Source organism: Streptomyces sp. NPDC006923 (assembly GCF_040635655.1).
Lineage (GTDB): Bacteria > Actinomycetota > Actinomycetes > Streptomycetales > Streptomycetaceae > Streptomyces.
Genome location: NZ_JBEYIF010000010.1, coordinates 249,681 through 268,575, shown reverse-complemented (window position 1 = coordinate 268,575; position 18,895 = coordinate 249,681). Strand labels below are relative to the sequence as shown.

Annotated in this window: 20 protein-coding genes; 14 read left to right on the top strand and 6 right to left on the bottom strand. The window is 69.9% G+C overall.

What is annotated here, in order from left to right; all coding sequences use genetic code 11:
- Positions 1-76: 76 nt before the first annotated feature.
- Positions 77-1,150, bottom strand: a complete 1,074-nt coding sequence (locus ABZ707_RS21940; RefSeq protein ID WP_360177340.1) for a PP2C family protein-serine/threonine phosphatase — start codon at positions 1,148-1,150, stop codon at positions 77-79.
- 511 nt (positions 1,151-1,661) lie between these two features.
- Here ABZ707_RS21940 and ABZ707_RS21935 point away from each other — a divergent pair.
- From ABZ707_RS21935 to ABZ707_RS21900, 8 genes are all read left to right on the top strand, one after another.
- A complete protein-coding gene (locus ABZ707_RS21935) occupies positions 1,662-2,090 on the top strand; it encodes a heme-binding protein (protein ID WP_360177337.1) in 429 nt (142 codons plus the stop codon).
- A 441-nt stretch (positions 2,091-2,531) separates the two neighbouring features.
- The gene (locus ABZ707_RS21930; protein WP_360177480.1) at positions 2,532-3,032 is read left to right on the top strand and encodes a spore-associated protein A; all 501 of its coding nucleotides are present in this window, start codon (positions 2,532-2,534) and stop codon (positions 3,030-3,032) included.
- A gap of 333 nt (positions 3,033-3,365) precedes the next feature.
- On the top strand, positions 3,366-4,457 hold the full coding sequence (locus ABZ707_RS21925; RefSeq protein WP_360177477.1) for a serine hydrolase domain-containing protein: 1,092 nt from the start codon (positions 3,366-3,368) through the stop codon (positions 4,455-4,457).
- Between the two features lie 87 nt (positions 4,458-4,544).
- Positions 4,545-5,033, top strand: coding sequence for a helix-turn-helix domain-containing protein (locus tag ABZ707_RS21920; RefSeq protein ID WP_360177334.1), 489 nt, complete (start codon positions 4,545-4,547; stop codon positions 5,031-5,033).
- The gene (locus ABZ707_RS21915) at positions 5,026-5,388 is read left to right on the top strand and encodes a DUF4180 domain-containing protein (protein WP_360177331.1); all 363 of its coding nucleotides are present in this window, start codon (positions 5,026-5,028) and stop codon (positions 5,386-5,388) included. The genes ABZ707_RS21920 and ABZ707_RS21915 overlap by 8 nt, the downstream gene beginning before the upstream one ends.
- A gap of 214 nt (positions 5,389-5,602) precedes the next feature.
- Entirely contained in the window at positions 5,603-5,803 is a 201-nt protein-coding gene (locus ABZ707_RS21910; protein WP_360177328.1) for a hypothetical protein, read from the top strand.
- Positions 5,804-5,871: 68 nt separating this feature from the next.
- Positions 5,872-7,524 carry a SulP family inorganic anion transporter gene (locus tag ABZ707_RS21905; protein ID WP_360177474.1) on the top strand — a complete coding sequence of 551 codons (1,653 nt, stop codon included), beginning with the start codon at positions 5,872-5,874 and terminating at the stop codon, positions 7,522-7,524.
- 323 nt (positions 7,525-7,847) lie between these two features.
- Positions 7,848-8,183 carry a metalloregulator ArsR/SmtB family transcription factor gene (locus ABZ707_RS21900; RefSeq protein ID WP_360177471.1) on the top strand — a complete coding sequence of 112 codons (336 nt, stop codon included), beginning with the start codon at positions 7,848-7,850 and terminating at the stop codon, positions 8,181-8,183.
- Positions 8,184-8,240: 57 nt separating this feature from the next.
- Here ABZ707_RS21900 and ABZ707_RS21895 read toward each other — a convergent pair whose 3' ends face one another.
- Positions 8,241-8,474 carry a hypothetical protein gene (locus ABZ707_RS21895; protein ID WP_360177325.1) on the bottom strand — a complete coding sequence of 78 codons (234 nt, stop codon included), beginning with the start codon at positions 8,472-8,474 and terminating at the stop codon, positions 8,241-8,243.
- Between the two features lie 260 nt (positions 8,475-8,734).
- On the bottom strand, positions 8,735-9,247 hold the full coding sequence (locus tag ABZ707_RS21890; protein WP_360177322.1) for a GNAT family N-acetyltransferase: 513 nt from the start codon (positions 9,245-9,247) through the stop codon (positions 8,735-8,737).
- 248 nt (positions 9,248-9,495) lie between these two features.
- Between ABZ707_RS21890 and ABZ707_RS21885 the strand changes: the two genes are divergently transcribed.
- Entirely contained in the window at positions 9,496-11,496 is a 2,001-nt protein-coding gene (locus ABZ707_RS21885) for a polyprenyl synthetase family protein (protein ID WP_360177319.1), read from the top strand.
- Positions 11,497-11,557: 61 nt separating this feature from the next.
- Here ABZ707_RS21885 and ABZ707_RS21880 read toward each other — a convergent pair whose 3' ends face one another.
- Positions 11,558-12,382 (bottom strand): ABC transporter permease, encoded by an 825-nt coding sequence (locus tag ABZ707_RS21880; RefSeq protein WP_360177316.1) that lies wholly within the window; start codon positions 12,380-12,382, stop codon positions 11,558-11,560.
- A gap of 436 nt (positions 12,383-12,818) precedes the next feature.
- Here ABZ707_RS21880 and ABZ707_RS21875 point away from each other — a divergent pair, with 436 nt between their 5' ends.
- The 3 genes from ABZ707_RS21875 to ABZ707_RS21865 all read left to right on the top strand — a co-directional run bounded on the left by ABZ707_RS21875 (position 12,819) and on the right by ABZ707_RS21865 (position 14,426).
- Complete coding sequence (locus ABZ707_RS21875; RefSeq protein ID WP_360177313.1) at positions 12,819-13,097, top strand: Ada metal-binding domain-containing protein; 279 nt, start codon at positions 12,819-12,821, stop codon at positions 13,095-13,097.
- A gap of 43 nt (positions 13,098-13,140) precedes the next feature.
- Positions 13,141-13,701, top strand: coding sequence for a GNAT family N-acetyltransferase (locus tag ABZ707_RS21870; protein ID WP_360177310.1), 561 nt, complete (start codon positions 13,141-13,143; stop codon positions 13,699-13,701).
- Between the two features lie 131 nt (positions 13,702-13,832).
- Positions 13,833-14,426 (top strand): TetR/AcrR family transcriptional regulator, encoded by a 594-nt coding sequence (locus tag ABZ707_RS21865; RefSeq protein ID WP_360177307.1) that lies wholly within the window; start codon positions 13,833-13,835, stop codon positions 14,424-14,426.
- A gap of 139 nt (positions 14,427-14,565) precedes the next feature.
- Here the strand turns inward: ABZ707_RS21865 and ABZ707_RS21860 are convergent, their stop codons facing one another.
- Positions 14,566-15,000 (bottom strand): VOC family protein, encoded by a 435-nt coding sequence (locus ABZ707_RS21860; protein ID WP_360177304.1) that lies wholly within the window; start codon positions 14,998-15,000, stop codon positions 14,566-14,568.
- A 256-nt stretch (positions 15,001-15,256) separates the two neighbouring features.
- Here ABZ707_RS21860 and ABZ707_RS21855 point away from each other — a divergent pair, with 256 nt between their 5' ends.
- Positions 15,257-16,255, top strand: coding sequence for a zinc-dependent alcohol dehydrogenase family protein (locus ABZ707_RS21855; protein ID WP_360177301.1), 999 nt, complete (start codon positions 15,257-15,259; stop codon positions 16,253-16,255).
- Positions 16,256-16,421: 166 nt separating this feature from the next.
- On the opposite strand, the gene ABZ707_RS21850 is transcribed toward ABZ707_RS21855, so the two are convergent.
- The gene (locus ABZ707_RS21850) at positions 16,422-17,144 is read right to left on the bottom strand and encodes a helix-turn-helix domain-containing protein (RefSeq protein WP_360177298.1); all 723 of its coding nucleotides are present in this window, start codon (positions 17,142-17,144) and stop codon (positions 16,422-16,424) included.
- Positions 17,145-17,276: 132 nt separating this feature from the next.
- On the opposite strand from ABZ707_RS21850, the gene ABZ707_RS21845 reads away from it, so the two are divergent.
- The gene (locus tag ABZ707_RS21845; RefSeq protein WP_360177295.1) at positions 17,277-18,872 is read left to right on the top strand and encodes an NAD(P)/FAD-dependent oxidoreductase; all 1,596 of its coding nucleotides are present in this window, start codon (positions 17,277-17,279) and stop codon (positions 18,870-18,872) included.
- Positions 18,873-18,895 lie beyond the last annotated feature (23 nt).

The following is an 18,895-nucleotide window of genomic DNA, read 5'->3' as shown; positions in this document are numbered from 1 at the left end:
CGTCCGAGGCCCCCTCCCGCGCGGGAGGGGGCCTCGGACGTGCTGGGCAGACGCGGACCGGCAAAGGCACTGGGGATCAGCGTTCGCATGCCTGCTCGGGGAACGAGGTGTTCTCCTCGACGCGTTCCATGGCCACAAGGCCGACGTCGTCCTCCAGATGTCCGTCGACATGGTCGAGCAGATCCATGACGAGGCGCTGGAGGAGCTGATCCGGATCGCGCCACCGCAGGGACGCGAACCGGTCGGTCGCCGGATAGAAGGCCCCGGTCGCGTCGCGGGCTTCCAGGAGCCCATCGGTGTGCAGCAGCAGTGTGTCTCCCGCATCGAACTTGAAGGTGTCGACGTGGTATTCCTCTCCGGCTCCGGCCAGGCCCAGAGGAGGCGCCGGCTGCGGCGAGCGCAGGGCCAGCGCGCGACCGTCGTGTGATCGCAGCGGCGGCGGATGGCCGCAACTGATCAGGCGGACCACGGGGGGATCGTCGGGGATCTCCAGGACCAGGGCGGTGATGAAATGTTCACCGCTGTCCCGGTCGGTTTCGCCGACGGATCGCAGATGCCTGCGGACGCTGCCTTCGAGTGAGGCGACCAGCTCGGACAGCGCGGCGTCACGATGGGCGGCCTCCCGGAAGGCGCCGAGCACCGCGGCCGCGTCGTCGACGGCGGCGAGGCCCTTGCCGCGGACATCACCGATGATGAGCCGGACCGCCCCCTTGACCCGCTCGGCCGCGTACAGATCGCCGCCGATCTGGGCCTGGGCGGCCGCCGACCGGTACATGGAGGCGATGCGCAGGGACCCCATCCGGCGGGGCAGTGGCCGCAGCACCGCGCGCTGGGCGGCGTCCGAGACCGTTCTCACCTGGAGAAGCGCCTGGGAGTCCAGATCTCGCAGCCGCCAGAACACGACCACAAGACCGCAGACCACCAGCAGGTCGAGGACATGGATCGGCAGGATCGGCGAGTCCAGCAGGCCGTCATAGACATCGAGGGTGGCGGCTGCCGCGCAGGCGGCCACGGTGAGCCCCACGGTGAACCGAGGGCCCACGAGCCCGGCTGTGAGAGCGGGGACGGCGACCAGCAGAGAGGCCAGATGTATGTCCATCGGGACAAGGAAGCCCGCCACCGCCACCGAGCACAGCACTGCCAGTGGCATCACCTTCGGCGCGTACCACAACAGGCGACGTCGGGCGGGACCCCGGACGCCCGGTCCACACAGCCCAGAGACTCCGGAGCGGCCTCGTGCGGTAGCCGGTATCGCACGGTCTCTCAAAGCGGCACCTCTCGCAACTGGAATCACTGCGGCAGAGCAGCGTTTAGTCGTCTTTTATACCGATTTTCCAACCGTACGTCGTGAGACGGCCTCCTCGCACGGATGTAACCGATGTCACTGAGAGTCGGCGATACGAACCAGCGCCCGTGCGTGACCGGCGCACACGCGGGTCCGCGGGAAAAGATCGTGGCCGCGTGGAGATCCCCGCTGGTCCGCGCGGTCGTTCAGCACGCGGGACGCGGCCGGGACCACACGCTGCCGAAAACCGGTGAAACGCCCTTCGGTTTGACAGCGTTCACCGGAGTGCGACGCTAGTGACGGAAGGGATGCTCTCCCGCGGGAGGGATCCCGTGCCGGGCCGACTTCCCGGAGCGGCGCTCAGGAGGTACCGAGCATGATCAGCTTCGAGACCGTGTCCCTCGCTGACGCGCGCAAGGTGATCGACGCCGGGGAGAAGAAGGCCCAGGAGCTCGGACAGCCCTGCAATATCGCCGTGGTGGACCACGGTGGCAATCTGGTGCTCCATGTCCGGATGGACGAAGCCTGGATCGGCAGCATCGACGTGGCGATCGGCAAGGCCTTCACCGCGCGCGCCCTGGATGTCAGCACCAAGGAACTCGCGGTGAACGCCGCGTCCGGAGGACCTGTTTTCGGAATCAACACCTCCAACCAGGGCCGCATTGTGATCTTCCCGGGCGGCATCCCACTGCTGCGGAACGGCAAAGTGGTCGGCGCGGTGGGCGTCAGCGGAGGCACCGTCGAGCAGGACCAGAGCATCGCCGAGGCGGCAGCCTCGGCCTTTGACGCCGACGCCAGGGGCTGAATACCGAAGCCCGGCCGGACCGCCCCCAAGAACCGCCCCGCCCCCGTCACCGGAAATGGTGTGCCGCCGCGCCCGCTCGCGGTGAACCTCCGCGGCCGGGGCCGCAGGCCCGACGCCGGACGGCAGGTGGGGACACGCCTCGGGCCTGCCCATCGCCGCCGGCATCGTCGAGGTCCCCGGAGGCGGCTCCGGCCGACACCCCGCCCCGGCGGCCTCACCACACGGGACTCGCCGCCCGCACACACACCGGGCACGGCCACCTCCGCGGGGCCGTCGGCCCCGATTGTTCCCTGGGCGCCGCCGCCCCGGCAGGGGGCGATAAGTAGGGGACGTCGTTCCGTACAACGGTGTGCGTGATCCATGGGTCTGACTGGACGAGATGCAGAGGCATCCACAAAGAACTGGGGGAAAGACATGCGGAAATCACGTCGCGCGGCAGCGGTGGCGGCCTTGGCCACACTCGCCGCGGCGAGCTCTGCCACCGTCCTGGCCCAGCCCGCCGCCGCCGCCCCGGCTGCGGCGTCGGCTCAGGCCGCGTACAACGGCGCCTGTGGGAGCGGGTATTCGGTGGTGAACTCGGCCGACATCGGCAAGCAGGGCACCGTGTACCTGACCTACAACTCCCGCAACGGCCAGAACTGTGTGGTGACGATCCGCAAGACCAGCGGAGCGCCGGTGTACATGTTCTCCTACGTGTCGGTGTCCGCGACCGGCGAGGCACAGTACGACGGGGACTACTACTACTCGTACGCGGGACCGGTCTACGCCTACGGGCGGGGCCTGTGCGTCGACTGGGCCGGTGGCATCGGCAACCAGGAGACCTGGACCTACGCTTCGAACTGCGGCGCGCTCTCGGCGACCCGTGTGACGAAGGACGGTGACACGACCGCCCGTTCAGAGGTCGCCGAGCCCTCCGCGTCGCGCACGGGCGTCGCACGCTGACACACTGATCCGCCGCACGACCCTTTTGTGCGCCGGACGCCGCCGTCGGTGATGTACTGCCGGCGGCGGCCTCGGCGTTCCCCTTTCCGTGTGAACGGAGCACCGACGGCGTCACACCGACGCACCTCTCGCCGGAACACTCACGGAGCCGGAACCCGACCGGTCACCGCCCCGGGCCCGAGCACCCGACGACGGATTGCCAAGGATACCCCTCCCCGGTATTTTCTCAGAGCGGGTCAATACCCCCTGGGCGTATGCGCCCGGGGGGTCCGCGGTCCGGCCGGTCCAGGCCGCAGCGCTCCGCGCTGCGGGACGAGGGAGACGTACGTGGTGATGGTCGAGGGGTTTTCCGCAGCCGGATACGAAGAGGTGCGCCAGCTTTTCCAGCGCCTGCTGGACGACGGCCGGGAAACGGGGGCGGGACTTTCCGTCTGGCGGGGCGGCCGGGAGGTCGTCCGGCTGAGCGCGGGTTGGGCCGATGCCGAGCGGCGCCGCCCATGGCTCGGGGACACTCTGGTCCAGCCCTACTCGCTGTCAAAGCCGTTTGCCGCGCTCACCGCCCTGGTGGCGGTCCGCGACGGCGCGCTGGCACTGGACGAACCGGTCGCGACCCACTGGCGCGCGTACGGCGTCCGGGGCAAGGAACACACCACACTGCGTCACATACTGACGCATCAGGCGGGCCAGCCCCGCTTCCCGGCCGAGGCCGCCCGCCTTGACCTGCTGGATGACGCCGGACTGCGGGCGAGTCTCGCGGAGGCGGCGCCGGAGTATGCCCCAGGGACGGGCCTCGGAGAACACGCCCTGACCTACGGCCATCTGATCGACGGCCTGCTCCGCGCCGGAGCGGGCACCACGCTGGGCGAGATGTTCAATGACGTCGTGCGGCCCGCGCTGGACCTGGACGCCTGGTTCGGCCTGCCGGCGAACGCCCTGCATCGCGTCGCGGACCTGGAGTACGCCGAGCGGGACTGGCCGAGCCGACTCCCCGCGGCGCCCTGGCTGGGGATTCCCGCCGGCGCCCTGGACATCGAGCGGACGAACTCCCGGCCCTGGCGGCAGGCGGTCTTCGGAGCGGCCAATCTGCACACGACCGCAAGCGCCATGGCGGGCTTCTTCGCCTGCCTCAACAGTCCGGACGGCCCGGTGCGGCACCTGCTCGGTCCCGAGTTGCACACCGAGTTCCTCACCGCTCAAGTGACCGGCCATGACGAGGTCTTCGGCACCAGGCTCACCTGGACGCTGGGTTTCTTACGCGACCGAAGCAAGATCGCCAAGGGCGGGATCGGCGGTTCGGCCGCCTGGTGGTCGCTCAAGCACCACCACGCCGCCGCCTATCTGACACGCCGGCTGGCGGACCACTCCCGTGCCGCCGAGATAGCCGCCGCGCTGGGCGACGACCTGAGCGTGGTGGGCGAGGACTGAAGAAGCCCCACGAGCACAGAGGTCCATCCTTCCTCAACATTCCCTATCGTCCTTTGTTCAAGTTTGTTTGAGGTAGCATACGGACACATGGAGAACAGTGAACGCGAGCTGTACTCGGTCGGCGAGGTTGCCGAACGGCTGGGACTGCATGTGCGGACGGTCCGGAACTATGTCCGCGACGGCCGGCTCAAGGCCGTCCGGATCGGCAAGCAGTACCGGATCAGCCGGGCGGACTTCGAGGCCCTGACCGGCCCAGGGACCCCGGAGGCCGGCCCGGCGACCGCCGCTGCGCGCGGGCACGTGGAGGTGTCGAGCATCGTGCAGATCGACGCGATCGGCCCCGACGCGGCAAGCAGGCTGAGCACCCTTGTCACGGCCGGCGCCCAGTCCGGGCGGGACACTCCGGATCCGCTGCGCATCCAGACGGTCTACGACAAGGAGCGCACCCGGATGAAGATCGTGATCCTCGGCAATGCCGCTGCCACCAGCGATGTACTGCACCTGATCGACGGCGCACTCGGACCCGGAAACAACATGTTCCTGTCCCAGGGCGAGCAGGAGGCACACCATGCCTGACCTCCTCGCGGAATACCACGGCGTACCGGTGCTCGTCTGCGACGCGAGCGGCCCGCCGATCGCCACGGCGCAGGACGCGCTCGACCATCTGATCGGCGCGGCCTTCCAGCACGCGGAGGTGGTCGCCGTCCCGGTGGGCCGCCTCGACAACAGCTTCTTCGACCTCAGCACCGGGCTCGCCGGGGCGATTACGCAGAAGTTCGTGAACTACCGGCTGCGCCTGGTGGTCGTCGGAGACATCACGACCCGCCTGAGGACCGGCACGGCGCTCCCCGATCTTGTCCGCGAATCGAACCGGGGCCGGCACGTGTGGTTCGTAACCGATCTCGAAGAGCTCGCCGCCCGCCTCACGTAGCCGGGGCCGGGCCCCGGAGCCGACGGGGCCCATAGCCGCCGGAGAGGACACACACCCCGGACCCCACGACCGGCCCGACGGCTTCACGAATTGCAAAAATCTGCAATTACATACATTCTTAGCTGGCTGTGCCCGCAGGTAGCCGCGGGCACAGCCCCCGTTGTTTCCCCGCGACTGAGTGATCAGAGCTGAGTGATCAGAAGGGTGGCCGGACATGCCGGTTCCGCCGCGTCGGGCCAGAGCCGAGTCCTTCCGCGTGCTCGGACACGCGATCCGCGTACGCGTACAGGAGCCGGTGCGGGGCGGGCCTGCGCTCGTACGGGAGCACCTCGCGGCCCGGCGGATCCACACCGCGGTACGGGCCGGGCGGACGGAACCGCTGGAGCCACGCGACGGCGAGGTCCCCGCACGGTGAACACGCTGCTGCTCGCGTTGGCCGGCCGGGGCCGCGCTCTGCTGCCCGCCCGCGCCGACTTCGCCCTCATGGCGCGCGCTCCCCGCCGGGACCTGCTCGCCGGACTGACCGTCGCGATCGTGGCCCTGCCGCTGGCCCTCGGGTTCGGTGTGTCCTCCGGGCTCGGCGCCGAGGCCGGGCTGGCCACCGCCGTGGTCGCCGGGACGCTCGCGGCTCTCTTCGGCGGCTCGAACCTCCAGGTGTCGGGACCGACCGGCGCGATGACCGTGGTCCTGGTGCCGATCGTCGCCGAGTACGGGCCCGGCGGCGTCCTGACCGTCGGTCTGATGGCCGGCGTTCTGCTGATCACACTGGCTCTGCTGCGTGCCGGTCAGTACATGCGGTACGTGCCCGCGCCGGTGGTGGAGGGCTTCACCCTCGGGATCGCCTGCGTGATCGGCCTCCAGCAGATGCCCAGCGCTCTCGGGGTGGCGAAGCCCGACGGCGAGAGGGTCGTGGTGGTGGCCTGGCGGGCCGTGGCGGAGTTCTTCGCGGAGCCGAACTGGACCGCGGTCGGGCTCTCCGCCGGTGTGGCGGCGGTCATGCTGCTCGGAGCCCGCCGGCGGCCGGCGGTCCCGTTCTCGATCGTCGCCGTCGTCGCGGCCACCCTCGCCGCGCAGGTCTTCCGTCTGGACGCGGCGGTTCCGATCGGGGATCTGCCCTCCGGGCTGCCGGCGCCCTCCCTCGCTTTCCTCGATCCGTCCGCGCTGGGCCCGCTGATCGCCCCGGCGGTGGCGGTGGCCGCGCTGGCGGCGCTGGAATCGCTCCTGTCGGCGACGGTCGCGGACGGTATGACCGTAAGTCAGAAACACGATCCCGACAGGGAGTTGTTCGGGCAGGGCATCGCGAACCTGGCCGCCCCGCTCTTCGGCGGTGTCCCGGCCACGGCGGCGATCGCCCGTACCGCGGTCAATGTCCGCACCGGAGCGTCCTCCCGCCTCGCGGCCCTCACCCACGCCGCCGTTCTCGCCGTGATCGTCTTCGCCGCCGCCCCGCTTGTCTCGAAGATCCCTCTGGCGGCGCTCGCCGGTGTCCTGCTGGCGACCGCGATCCGTATGGTCGAAGTCGGCTCCCTGCGCGCGATGGCCAAGGCCACCCGGTCGGACGCCGTCGTCCTCGTGCTGACCGCCGTCGCGACGCTCGCTCTCGACCTCGTCTACGCCGTGATCATCGGCCTCGTCGTGGCCCACGCCCTCGCTCTGCGCGCCGTGGCCGCCCAAGCCGGCCTGGACCAGGTCGACTTCCGTCCGGACCTGGCGGGCGAACACAGTGCGGAGGAGCACGCGCTGCTGGCCGAACACATCGTGGCGTACCGGATCGACGGACCTCTGTTCTTCGCCGACGCCCACCGCTTCCTCCTCGTGCTCTCCGAGGTGTCCGACGTGCGCGTGGTCATCCTGCGCATGTCGAGGGTCACCACCATGGACGCGACCGGCGCCCTCGTGCTGAAGGACGCGGTGGAGAAACTGCACCGGCGCGGCATCGCCGTGATGACCTCCGGCATCCGCCCCACCCAGCGCCAGGCCCTGGACTCCGTCGGCGCCCTCGAACTCCTCCAGCACGAGGGCCGGGAGTACTCCACCACTCCGGAAGCCATCGCCGGAGCCCGCGCCTACCTGGAACAGGCCGGACTGCTGCCCGTCCGGCACCCGCCCCACCCCGTCCCGAAGGCACCGCGATGACCGCCCCGGCCCGCACCACCCACAGATGACCGTGATCGTCGGCGTGAACGACGCGACGTGCCGGACACCGCCGGTGACCAGCTCGGCCGGGATCAGCGGCACCGGCCCGTGCGGGGGCACGGCCTTCACACGAGCCAGGCGTCCCAAACCGGACCACGATGGCCCGGAAGTTGCAAGAATCTGCAATTGTGGAGGTCGCAGATGGTGGACGGGGGCACACAGGGCCCCTCGGCGAGAAGCATTGGGTGGACAAAGTGCCAGGTACACGCGCGGGCAAAGCGGCCGGGATGCCAGGCGACCCGGCCGATGCCGGGAACACCCAGGTGAGCGAGCCGCTCTACCAGTTGAAGGCCGAGTTCTTCAAAAACCTCGGCCATCCGGTCCGCATCCGTGTCCTGGAGCTGCTCAGCCTGCGCGAGCACGCGGTCGCCGAGATGCTGCCCGAGGTCGGCGTCGAAGCCGCCAGCCTCTCCCAGCAGCTCGCGGTCCTCCGCCGCGCCAACCTCGTCGTCACCCGCCGCGAAGGCTCCACCGTCTATTACCGGCTCACCAGCCCACGCATCGCCGAACTGCTGAGTGTCGCCCGCGGCATCCTCTCCGGCGTCCTCGAAGGCCAGGCGGAGCTCCTGGCCGACCTGCGCGCCACCGGCCCACGGTAGGGCGCGCCGCGAAAGCCCCGCCCGGACGGCCCGCCACCGCTGCGGCTGCCTTCCGGGTCAGGGCTGCGGTTCCGCTCTCCCGGCTCCGGCGGACTCGTGCCCGCCGTCCGGGCGGACATACGGGCGGACGCGGACCTTCACCCCATCACGGCCCGCCCGTTCCAGGACATCGCGGACCTCGTGGACGTCTCCCACATGTGTGAGGGACTCGCTGCCGGCGTCCAGATAGGTGATCTCGTACATCCGGGCCTCCTGTCTGCCGCCGCCGGTCATCTCCGCGAACCCGGCCACACCACAACCCCCACCCAGATCCTGAACTGGCAAATTGCATAACTCTGCAAGTCTACGATGCTGACAGCCCGGACGACTCACCGACAGTGGATCGCCGCACCCGACTGGCTGGAAAGTTCGTCCCGGACCCCGGCTACCGGCCCGGCCGCAGAGGTCGCCGGCCGAACCAGCGCCACGGCGCGACGGGGCGGGACAGCCCTTGGGTCGCGACGGCAAGCACCTGGAAAGCCGTCCCCGGACGTTGGCGCGGAAGGACCGGGTCAGGTGTCCAGCGCCGCCGGGTCCCGGTCCAGGTGCCGCAGATAGCGCGTACCCGGACGGCCGCCGATCACGGTCTCGCCGGTCGGTACGAACCCGGTCCGGGCCAGAACCGTGCGCGAGCCCGCGTTGTCGAGGGTGGTCACGGCCCTCAGCGTGGTGAGACCGTACCGCTCGGAGGCGAGCGCACAGATCCGGAGCACGGCCCGGGTAGCCAGGCCCCGGCGGGCGGCCTTCTCCGCGATCCGGTAGCCGAGTTCGGCGGTACGGTCCGCCACGTCGACAAGGTTGATCCGGCCGAGCACCGCGCCGTCGCCGTCCACCAGAACGTGGAAGAAGCACAGCCCGGCGCCCTGTTCGGCGAGCAACTCGGCGTGCCGGGCGTCGAAGCCACTGAAGTAGTCGTCGCCACGGTCCGAAATGGACGCGGAGAAGTACGCCCGGTTCTCCCGCTCGAACGCGAGCACAGCGGGAGCGTGATCGGGGCGCAGGAGGTCAAGTGCGGGTTCGGGCACGGGAGCACGGTACGCGGACACGCCGGTCGCCGCCCCCGTTTTTTTGCGGTCCCAGCTACGGGCAGCGGCGCGGCACGCTTCTTGCGTGACGCGGAACGGCAACGGTGAACCTGACGACGATCCGTTCATACGATCAGGGGATTTTTAGAGACTCCGCCCGCGTGACTCCGGCCGTGTCTCTGTTAATGGCCGCAAGAGGTGGGGCGGCGTCCGCCCCACCTGGGGCCGCCGAGTGCAGGAGCGCACACGTGTCATACGGTATCGATCCCACCGCCTTCCCTTGTCTGGCCGCTGATCTGGACCGAGTTCGCGATCTTCTTGGCCCCGTACGGATACCGGGCCGGCCCGAACTGGCAGCACTGACCGGCGACGAGTCGGACACATCTCGCCGCCTGGTCCGTCCCACCCTGACCCTGCTGTCGTACTACGTGCTCACCGATCCCACCGAGCCGGCCGACGACCGGGCGGTGCGCGCCGCGGCGGCCGTCGAGCTGGTGCATCAGGGCTCCCTCTACCACGACGACGTCATCGGCCACTCCCCCGAGCGCCGGGGCCGGGCCAGCGCCAACGCGGTGTGGGGCACGCCCCTCGCCGTGCTGGCGGGAGACTGCGTCACGGCCGCCGGCCTGCGCATGATGGCCGAGTTGGGCGGGCGCGAGGCTCTCGCGGGTACCAGCACGTGCGAGCTGATGTGCATGGCCATGGTGACCGAGACCGCCGACCGCTACATGGCCTCCCGCAGCGAGCAGTCCTACCTGGACTCGATCGACGGCAAGACGGCAGGTCTGATGTCGCTGGCCTGCCGGGTCGGGGCGATGCAGTCCGGCCGGGGCCCGGAGCAGGAGGAGGCGCTGGCCGGGTTCGGCCGGTACATCGGGCTCGCCTACCAATTGCGCGACGACATCCTGGACCTCACCTCGACCGCCGAGGAGATGGGCAAACCCGTCAACGCGGACCTGTCGCAGGGCATTTACTCCCTTCCCGTCATCCGGGCCGCCGCCCGGGACGCCGGCCTGCGCCGCCTGCTGCGCGAAGGGATGACACCGGAGGACGCGGCACATGTCCGCGAACTGGTGGTCGCCACCGGTGTCATGGACGAAGCACAGACAGTGGTGGACGGCCTGGTGGAGCAGGCCGGGGGGCAACTCGGCGCACTGGCCTGCCCACCACGGATCCGCCGGGCGATGACCGGCTACGGCCGGGCCGTCCTCGACCGGCGCGCCCCCGGCCAGGCCGTACCCCGACAGCCCGGGGAGAACTCCTCCCTGAAGCGCCGGGAAGCGTCGCCGCGCCGGACCATGCACTGGGTCAGGAACTGGTTTCTGGACTCCGGCCTCGCGGCCGACCCGGCCGAACTCGAACACCACCGGCTCGCCGATGTGTTCCACTTCCGGGCCACCGCCCTGCCGCGGACCGATCCCGAACGGGCCGAGACCGCCGTCGGTCTGCTCGCCCTGGGCGCGCTGTGGGACGACCTCTTCGAGGACCCGCGGCTGACGGACCCGCGGGCGGTCACCGCGCTCAGGCGCGCGCTGGTGGCGACGCTGCGCCAGGACCCGCAGGGCCCGCGAGGCGCGATCCCGACAGCGTGGGCGCGGCTGTGGCCGCGGCTGTGTGAGGGCAGGACCACCGACTGGCGGGAAAGGTTCCTCGACAGCTTCGAACAGTGGTGTGCGGCCGCCGAGCGCGAGGCGCACCACCGCATCAGTGGCTTTGTGCCCTCCACCGCCGACTGTCCGGCACTACGGATGGCGACCAGCGGACACAACATCGCCCTGGCCTTCTACGAGGTGTGGCAGGACCGGGAGATCCCGCCGAAGGTGCGCAGCCACCCTGTGGCCCGTCGCCTGGAGGAACTCGTCTTCTCGGTGGCCCTCATCGAGAACGATCTGGCCACACCGGAGCAGGACGAGGCCGACCGGGTCCCCTACAACCTGATCAGGGCTGTCCGCCGGGAGACCGGATGCACGCTCCAGGAAGGCGTCGCACGGGTGGAGCGCCATGTGGCACAGCAGCGCGCTCAGCTCGATGCCGTGGCAGCCCACGCGCCCGCGATCCTGCGGATGCTCCCGGGCCTGTCCAGTCACGGGAGGGACATCGCGTCGTTCTACGAGAGCCTGGCAAGCCGGCTTTCGCTCTTTCGACGGCTCGACCGCAATCGGGTGACCGCGACTTCGCCGGGACCGGATCTGGAGCGCCTGCGCCGCGAGATCTGCGCCCCGGCCGCCCCGGCCCACTCCGTCCCGTAGGCCCCGGAGCCGGGCAGCGGCGGTGTCCCGGGCGGTGTCGGCAGCCGTACGGGACACCGCCTCAGCGCTCCCCCGCTCGCGCGGGCGCGCGGCGCCCGGGCACCCTTCGGAGGAGCCGCGTATCGCCCGGCAGAGCGGACCGGGTGCGTCGACGGAAGGCGAGCAGGCCGACCAGGGCACTCCCGGCGAACCAGGCCAGTTGCACAGCGAAGTATCCCAGGGGCGTACTGGCGGAAAAGCTGGCCGCGACACTGGCCTGCATCGCGCCGTAGGAGGGCAGCCACCGCACAATGCCGTCGTTGGCGCCGGTGCTGGCGATGGGGTTCTGCAGGGCGAGATCGATGACACTGATCATGACGATGGCGAACATGCCCTCCACCTCCCGGCGCAGCAGCGTACCGAGGGCGACACCCAGCGCGCCGTAGGTCGTCGCGGCGCAGAACAGCGCCGCGGCAAGCAGCACCGGCTGCCGTGGCGACCACTGGAGGCAGATGACAACGGTGGCGTACACGGCGACGGCCGCCGCGCTCAGGGCCAGGCAGGCGACCTTCGCCAGGCCCAGCGGGACACGGTGATACCCGGCCATGGACAGCCGCCGGTCGAAGGCCCCGCTGCTGAAGGTGGCGGCGAACATCATGAATCCGACAATCAGCGTGACCGCGTTCAGGGCGCCGGTGATCTGAGTGATCTGGTTTCCGTTGGCGACCAGGACGCCTCCGGTCGCCTGCAGCCGGAACCGCACCGGGTCATCAGAGATGGCCAGGCGGACCAGGGAGACCCACGCGGGAATGAAGAGGGCCACCAGCAGCATGGCAAACCGATTGCGCGCATGCTCGATCAGGCCGTAGCGCGTGGCAATGACAAACAACCGCAGGACGCCCCTCACCGGATCTCCTCCCGAGGGTCGTACGGGACGCCGCCCCGCGTTCGCCACAACCGGTCGGCATGGTCCGTGTCCTGGCCGATGTCCCGGCACACTCGTGGGCCACCACACAAATGATGGACGTCCTCCACCCGCACAACCGCTCCCTCCCGCCCCAACCCCGTTCATCCGTGCACCCGTTCAACGAACCGGCCACCGCGAGGAAACGCCACATCCGGCGCCGGCCCATAACTCGAACAGCATGTCCTGCTGTGTCCGGCGGAGCGCGCCCCACAGGGGTCGGTCCGGCACTCCTGAAAGCCGGATCTCACGTGTGCCGAATCCGGTTCGTCTGCGGAGTGTGATCAAGCACCGTTGTGAGCAGATCGTGACCGGCAGCGGGCCGGTGCCCACGGCCGCTGCGAAGGGGCCGAGCAGGCAGGGCGGAGCAGGCAGCGCCGTGAGGGTGAACACGTACACACTCCTCGGCGCCGACGGGCGCTCCTACGAGAGCACCGAACCAGGGACGTTCGGTGGACACCGTGGCGGCCGGGTCTACGGCCGCCTCGACTGCCCGAGCGCGCTTCGCGCCATTGAGCGAGGCGGCTATGTCACCCACCGGGTGTTCTTCGCGGACGAGGCAACCGCGCTGGCCGCCGGCTACCGCCCCTGCGGAACCTGCCTGCGGGAGAGATACCGGTCGTGGAAGGCGAGCGCCTCACCGAACTCGCCCGTCTGAAAATCGGTGGCAGGCCCAGTCAACCCGCGGTGAGGATCGCGGCATGGCCAACTTTCTGGAGACCGACCGGCTCGTCCTGCGCGCGTTCACGGCGGCCGATATCGACCACCTGCTCGCCCTGGACAACGACCCCGAGGTCATGCGCTTCATCAACGGTGGCCGCCCCACACGTCGGGATTCGATCGAGACCAGGACGCTCCCGCAGTTCCTGCACGACTACCCATGCTGGAAGACCCGAGGCTACTGGGCCGCGCAGGAGAAGCCCACCGGCACCTTCCTGGGCTGGTTCGAGTTCCGGCCGTTGGAGGAGCACAGCCCCGCCGTGGTCGAACTCGGTTACCGGTTGAACCGGGCGGCATGGGGGCGCGGCCATGCCACCGAGGGATCCCGGGCCCTGGTCCACAAGGGGTTCGCGGAACTGGGCGTCGAGCGGGTCACAGCAAACACCATGGCCGTCAACACCCGCTCGCGTCGCGTCATGGAGAAATCGGGCCTGTCCTTCGTCCGGAACTTCACCGGGGACTGGCCGGAGGCGATCAAGGGCTCCGAGCACGGTGAAGTCGAGTACGAACTCACCCGTACCGCGTGGGAGCAGTCTCGGTAGACATCAACGGCCCCATCCACACCTGTTGCCAATGTCTCCGTCTCACGGTCCAAGCCCCACTCCCCCAGAGAGGAAGGTGGAGATCAACACGAAAGATGAACGCACTAGTCCGTTCGATTAGGATGGGCCTCATGACAGTGACCCGTCGGACGAACACCGTGGAGAGGATCCTCAGCACGGCTTCGGACCTGTTCTACACACACGGTCTCCGTGGCGTGAGCATGGACCAGGTCATCGCGGCGTGTGGCGTCGCGAAGTCGACTCTGTACGTGCACTTTCGCACAAAGGACGCCCTCGTCGCGGCCTATCTGCGCCGCACGGACGAGTCGTGGACGGGGCAGTTGCGCACCGCTGCCGAACGCGCCGGTGAGTCTCCCGCCGATCAGCTCGTCGGGCTTTTCGACGCCCTGTCAGACGCGTTCGATCGGCACGGCTTCTTCGGGTGCCCCTTCGTCAGCGTGGCCGTCGAGGTTCCGCTGGATTCCGAAGCACGCGCGATCACCATCGAGCACACTCAACGCCGCCAGAGGTGGCTGACCTCGCTCGCGGAAGCGGCCGGCGCGCGCGAACCAGCCGCGCTGGCACGCCATATCGGGCTGCTCATCGACGGCACCTTGGCGTCCGGCAGGCTTCTGCAGGATCGGACAGTCGTCGACGACGCCAAGGACGCGGTACGGCGCCTTGTCGCCGAACACACGTCACCTCGGAGCAACTCCTCGTCCTGACGGGACGCACGCCAAGCCGCCGAGTGCCGGAACCAACGGGTCCGAGGTGTCGGCGGCATGACGCCAACCGCGACCGTGCTTTGCCGGCGGGCCGGTTCGCGGCCGGTATTCCGCGGCCGGAGAACCACTGCGCGGCCACTCAGTCGAGGCAGAACTCGTTGCCCTCGACGTCCTGCATCCCGAGGCACGACTCGTTGACCCCATCGGCCACCAGCAGTCGCCCGCGTACCGCGCCGAGCGGGATCAACCGTGCGCATTCGGCCTCAAGTGCGGCCAGGCGCTCTTCACCCACGAGCCCGGTGCCGACCCGCACGTCAAGATGCACCCGATTCTTGACGACTTTCCCTTCGGGAACACGCTGGAAGTACAGTCGCGGGCCCACACCTGACGGATCAGCGCATGATGCGGACGCTGGACTCTGACGCTCCTGGGGCAGAGCGCGATCGAAGTCGTCCCACGTGTCAAAGCCCTCCGGCGGCGGCGCGACGTACCCCAACACCTCGGACCAGAAACGAGCGACGCGTTCAGGTTCCGCGCAGTCGAAGGTGACTTGGACCTGCTTGATCGATGCCATCGGCCCATCGTAGGGCGTGTCGAGAAGTAGCGTTGTCCGCCCGCCGACAGCCCTGGAAGGGGGGTCTTTCGTCACCTCCACGGGCCGCCCGCTCCTGACCGGGCGGCCCGGCAGTGGCCTCGGACGACTTGCCGCGCTTAATCGAACGAACTAGTCTGTTCGATTAATGGGACGCTCAGGAGCCCAGGGTGTCCGTGCGGCAGACGGCCCAGGTTGTGCGCGCGGTCGACAGCGACCACAGGAAAGAGGTGCCGCCATGCGTGCGGTCTTGCTGGAAGAGTTCGGAAGCCCTTTGGTCGTGGGGGAGGTACCGGAACCGATCGCGGGACCCGGTCAGGTGCTGGTTCGTGTGATGGCCAGCGGTGTCAACCCCCTCGACATCAAGCTGAAGGCCAGTGCGGTCCGCCGGGGTGGTCCCTCCATGGGGCGCCCCAAGAGTCTGCCGGCAATCCTGGGCATGGACGTCGCGGGCATCGTCGAGGGAGTGGGTCCCGGCGTCACCGGTTTCGCGCCCGGCGACGAGGTCTACGGCCTGGTCGGCGGCGTGGGCGACCTCCAGGGCACACTCGCCCCGTACGTGGCCGCGGACGCCCGGCTCCTCGCGCACAAGCCCAGCAGCCTCAGCATGCGGGAGGCTGCCGCGCTTCCGCTTGTGGTGATCACCGCATGGGAGGGACTCGTCGACCGGGCGCGTGTCGGTGCCGGGCACAAGGTACTGATCCACGGCGCTGCCGGAGGCATCGGTCACGTCGCCGTCCAGGTCGCCCGGGCGCGTGGGGCGGAAGTCTTCGGGACCGCTTCGTCCCAGCGGCTTCCGGATGTCGTCCGCCTCGGCGGCACCGCCGTCGACCGCGCCACTCCGGTGGAGGAGTATGTCGCCGAACACACCGGCGGAGAGGGTTTCGACATCATCCTGGACACGGCCGGCGGGGCGACACTCGACGCTTCCTTCGGAGCCGTCCGCGCCTATACCGGCCATGTCCTCAGTGCCCTCGGCTGGGGAACACACAGCCTTGCGCCGCTCTCCTTCCGGGGAGCCACCTACTCGGGCATCTTCACCCTCGCGCCGATGCTCACGGGGCGCGGACGCGAGCGGCACGGCGAGATCCTGCGCGAGGCCGCTTCGCTGGTCGACGCCGGTCAGCTCCGCCCCGTTCTCGACCCCCGGCACTTCACCCTCGACACCGCGCCGGACGCCCACAACGCGGTCGCCAACCACGAGGCTTCGGGCAAGGTCGTCGTCGACGTCGTCTGATGTGGCGCGGCAGACATCGGGAGCAGCCGGTGTGGCCCAGCCCGACGTGGCCGGTCAACCCGCACATGGCCAGTTCCTGAGCCACCGCCGTTGTTTTCCGGCGCGGCAAGAATTGCTGAAGTAGGACCTGGCGAAAGGCGAGTTGGCGTCGCTGTCGGCCGGGGGTTCAGCGACGCGGTACGGGCGCGCCCGGTCTGCTCCGTGACAGGTCGGCCGCGATTCTGCCTGCCGTCCGTCGCGCCGCGGTCACGGCCGAGTCCGAAAGGCCATCGCCGCCGGGCACCATGAGCCAGATGGCTCCGGTGTCGTGGCGGGACACCCGGAACGGCGCCGCGGCGCACGCCACGGCGGGGTCGGCGTCGCCGGGATCGAGGACGGGGCGCAAATCGCCGTGGCGGGCCTGTCGGTGGGCCCGGACCGGCGCGACGCGGGCGATATCGACGCCGACGGCAGCGAACTCGTCCTGGCGGAGCACCATGCCGGGGCGGGGCTCGCGCTGCTCAAGGGGTCGGGCGCCGGGGAGGACATCGATGACGAGTCCCCGGCCGGCGGCCTCGACACTGAGGGCGACAAGAGCGCCGGTGGCTCTGGCCAGTTCCATCAGGGGGCGGCGTGCGACGTCATACAGCCGGGGTTCCGCGGCGGGTCCCGAGCCGAGGTCGAGGAGGGTGGGGCCGAGGCGCCAGAGGCCGTCGACGCGCTCGACAGCGCCCACGTCGTGGAGCTGGCCGAGGAGACGGTGCACGGTCGTACGGGGCAGTGCGCAGTCGCGCTGCAGCTCGCTCACCCGGGCCGGTCCCCGCTCGCGCAGGGACGCCAGAAGGGCGAACGCGGCACCGATGACGGGGCGCGCAGACTCGTCGGCCGCCCCTGGACCCATCCTGTTCATCGATCCATCCTGCCTCCCACGAGCGAAACATTGCCATTCCACACTGCCCCCGGCAGGGAAATGCGCGACAAGTGTCCACTGACCGGTCACCGACCCGTCGTCCCGTGCCCGGCGTGCCTAGCATCCACCGATATGACGGATCTTCCCAGACAAGTGGATGTCGTTTTCATCGGGGCTGGACACAATGCCCTGGTCGCCGCCGCCTACCTGCTCGACGCAGGTCGCAGTGTGTGCCTCGTCGACCGGATGGCGAAGCCGGGAGGCTGGGTGCGGACGGAGGAGCTGGGTGCACCCGGCTTCCTGCACGATCGCTGGTCATCGCTGCACCCGGCGTTCGTCGGCGGTCCTGTCTGGGCCGAACTGGGGCCACAGCTCAGCCGTCACGGCCTGGAATACGTGGTGGCCCCGCTGGCCGGCGGTTCCTCCCTTCCGGATGGTCGCACCGCCATCGCGCCGGTCGATCCGGAGGCGTTTGCCACTGAACTCGACCGGCTCGGAGAGTCGGCCGGCTGGGGCTCGCTCTTCTCCTCTATCGGACCATACCTCCCCTCACTGTTCGGTCTGCTGGGCGGCGGCCTGGACAGCGCCGAGGCAAAAGCGGCGCTCGCCGCGTTGAGCAGTGACACCCGTACGAGCACACTGCCGTTCGACCGGCTGCTCACCGGCAACGCCGTGGGACTGGTGAACGACTATTTCAGGACCGAGGAACTCCGCTCACTCGCGGCGCCGTGGCCGCTGCACCTGGGCGCGGGTCCGGAGGACCCGGCAAGTGCCCTCTGGGTGGCCGTCGCCCTGGCCACCTTCGCGGGAGGCAACCCCACCCCGGTGGGTGGCAGCGGCCGCCTCGCGGAAGCACTGTCGGCCCTCGTCACCGAGTGGGGCGGGTCCATACACTGCGGCGTCGACGTCGACGAGGTTCTGGTACGCGACGGCAGGGCGGTCGGCATACGGACCAGTGACGGCGCGACGGTGACGGCCGGCGAGGCGGTCGTCGCCTCGACGACGCCCGACCGCCTCTACGGCAGGCTGCTGCGCAACGTGCCCGGCATTTCGGCGGAGCTACGGTCCCAGGCCGGTGCCTACCGCTACCGGCGTGGCTGCTTCCAGATCAATCTGGCCCTGTCCGGCCGCCCTCACTTCAGGGACAGCCGGCTCGATCAGGGGGGTGCGATCAATCTCGGGCGCGGCACCGACGCTCTCGTGAACTCCGTCCGGCAGGCAGAGGCCGGTTTGCTGCCGGAACATCCGTCCATCTCCTGGCACGAACCGACGGCCGTCGACAGCACTCGCGCCCCGGAAGGCCACGCCGTCCTGCGACTACAGGTCCTCGACACACCGCTCAGCCCGACCGGCGACGCGGCAGGCAGCTCGTACGGAACGCGGGGATGGGATTCCGACACCGCTGAAGCCTTCGCGGACCGGGTCATCGCCGAGGCCGAACTCCACGCCCCCGGCCTGACCGGCCTCACCGTGCGGCGCCACCTCACCTCACCCGCGGATCTCGCACGTCAGAGTCCCAACGCGGGACCCGGCGACCACGCGTCGGGCGACAACTCCCTGGAGCAGGCGTTCACCCGACGCCCTGTCGCCGCTCACGGCGGCGGCTACCGCACCGCGGTCCCCGGCCTGTGGCAGACGGGTGCCGCGACCTGGCCCGGTCCCGGAGTCAATGGCGCGTCCGGTCGCAATGTCGCCCAGAAGCTCATCTCGGTGACTTCTTCTTCCTGATCCGGACCGCCGCTCCCGTGCAG

Coding starts and splice junctions, on each gene's coding strand:
- ABZ707_RS21940 (WP_360177340.1), bottom strand. CDS start 1,150: ATGCCACTGGCAGTGCTGTGCTCGGTGGCGGTGGCGGGCTTCCTTGTC.
- ABZ707_RS21935 (WP_360177337.1), top strand. CDS start 1,662: ATGATCAGCTTCGAGACCGTGTCCCTCGCTGACGCGCGCAAGGTGATC.
- ABZ707_RS21925 (WP_360177477.1), top strand. CDS start 3,366: ATGGTCGAGGGGTTTTCCGCAGCCGGATACGAAGAGGTGCGCCAGCTT.
- ABZ707_RS21920 (WP_360177334.1), top strand. CDS start 4,545: ATGGAGAACAGTGAACGCGAGCTGTACTCGGTCGGCGAGGTTGCCGAA.
- ABZ707_RS21915 (WP_360177331.1), top strand. CDS start 5,026: ATGCCTGACCTCCTCGCGGAATACCACGGCGTACCGGTGCTCGTCTGC.
- ABZ707_RS21910 (WP_360177328.1), top strand. CDS start 5,603: ATGCCGGTTCCGCCGCGTCGGGCCAGAGCCGAGTCCTTCCGCGTGCTC.
- ABZ707_RS21905 (WP_360177474.1), top strand. CDS start 5,872: ATGGCGCGCGCTCCCCGCCGGGACCTGCTCGCCGGACTGACCGTCGCG.
- ABZ707_RS21870 (WP_360177310.1), top strand. CDS start 13,141: ATGGCCAACTTTCTGGAGACCGACCGGCTCGTCCTGCGCGCGTTCACG.
- ABZ707_RS21865 (WP_360177307.1), top strand. CDS start 13,833: ATGACAGTGACCCGTCGGACGAACACCGTGGAGAGGATCCTCAGCACG.
- ABZ707_RS21860 (WP_360177304.1), bottom strand. CDS start 15,000: ATGGCATCGATCAAGCAGGTCCAAGTCACCTTCGACTGCGCGGAACCT.
- ABZ707_RS21855 (WP_360177301.1), top strand. CDS start 15,257: ATGCGTGCGGTCTTGCTGGAAGAGTTCGGAAGCCCTTTGGTCGTGGGG.
- ABZ707_RS21850 (WP_360177298.1), bottom strand. CDS start 17,144: ATGAACAGGATGGGTCCAGGGGCGGCCGACGAGTCTGCGCGCCCCGTC.
- ABZ707_RS21845 (WP_360177295.1), top strand. CDS start 17,277: ATGACGGATCTTCCCAGACAAGTGGATGTCGTTTTCATCGGGGCTGGA.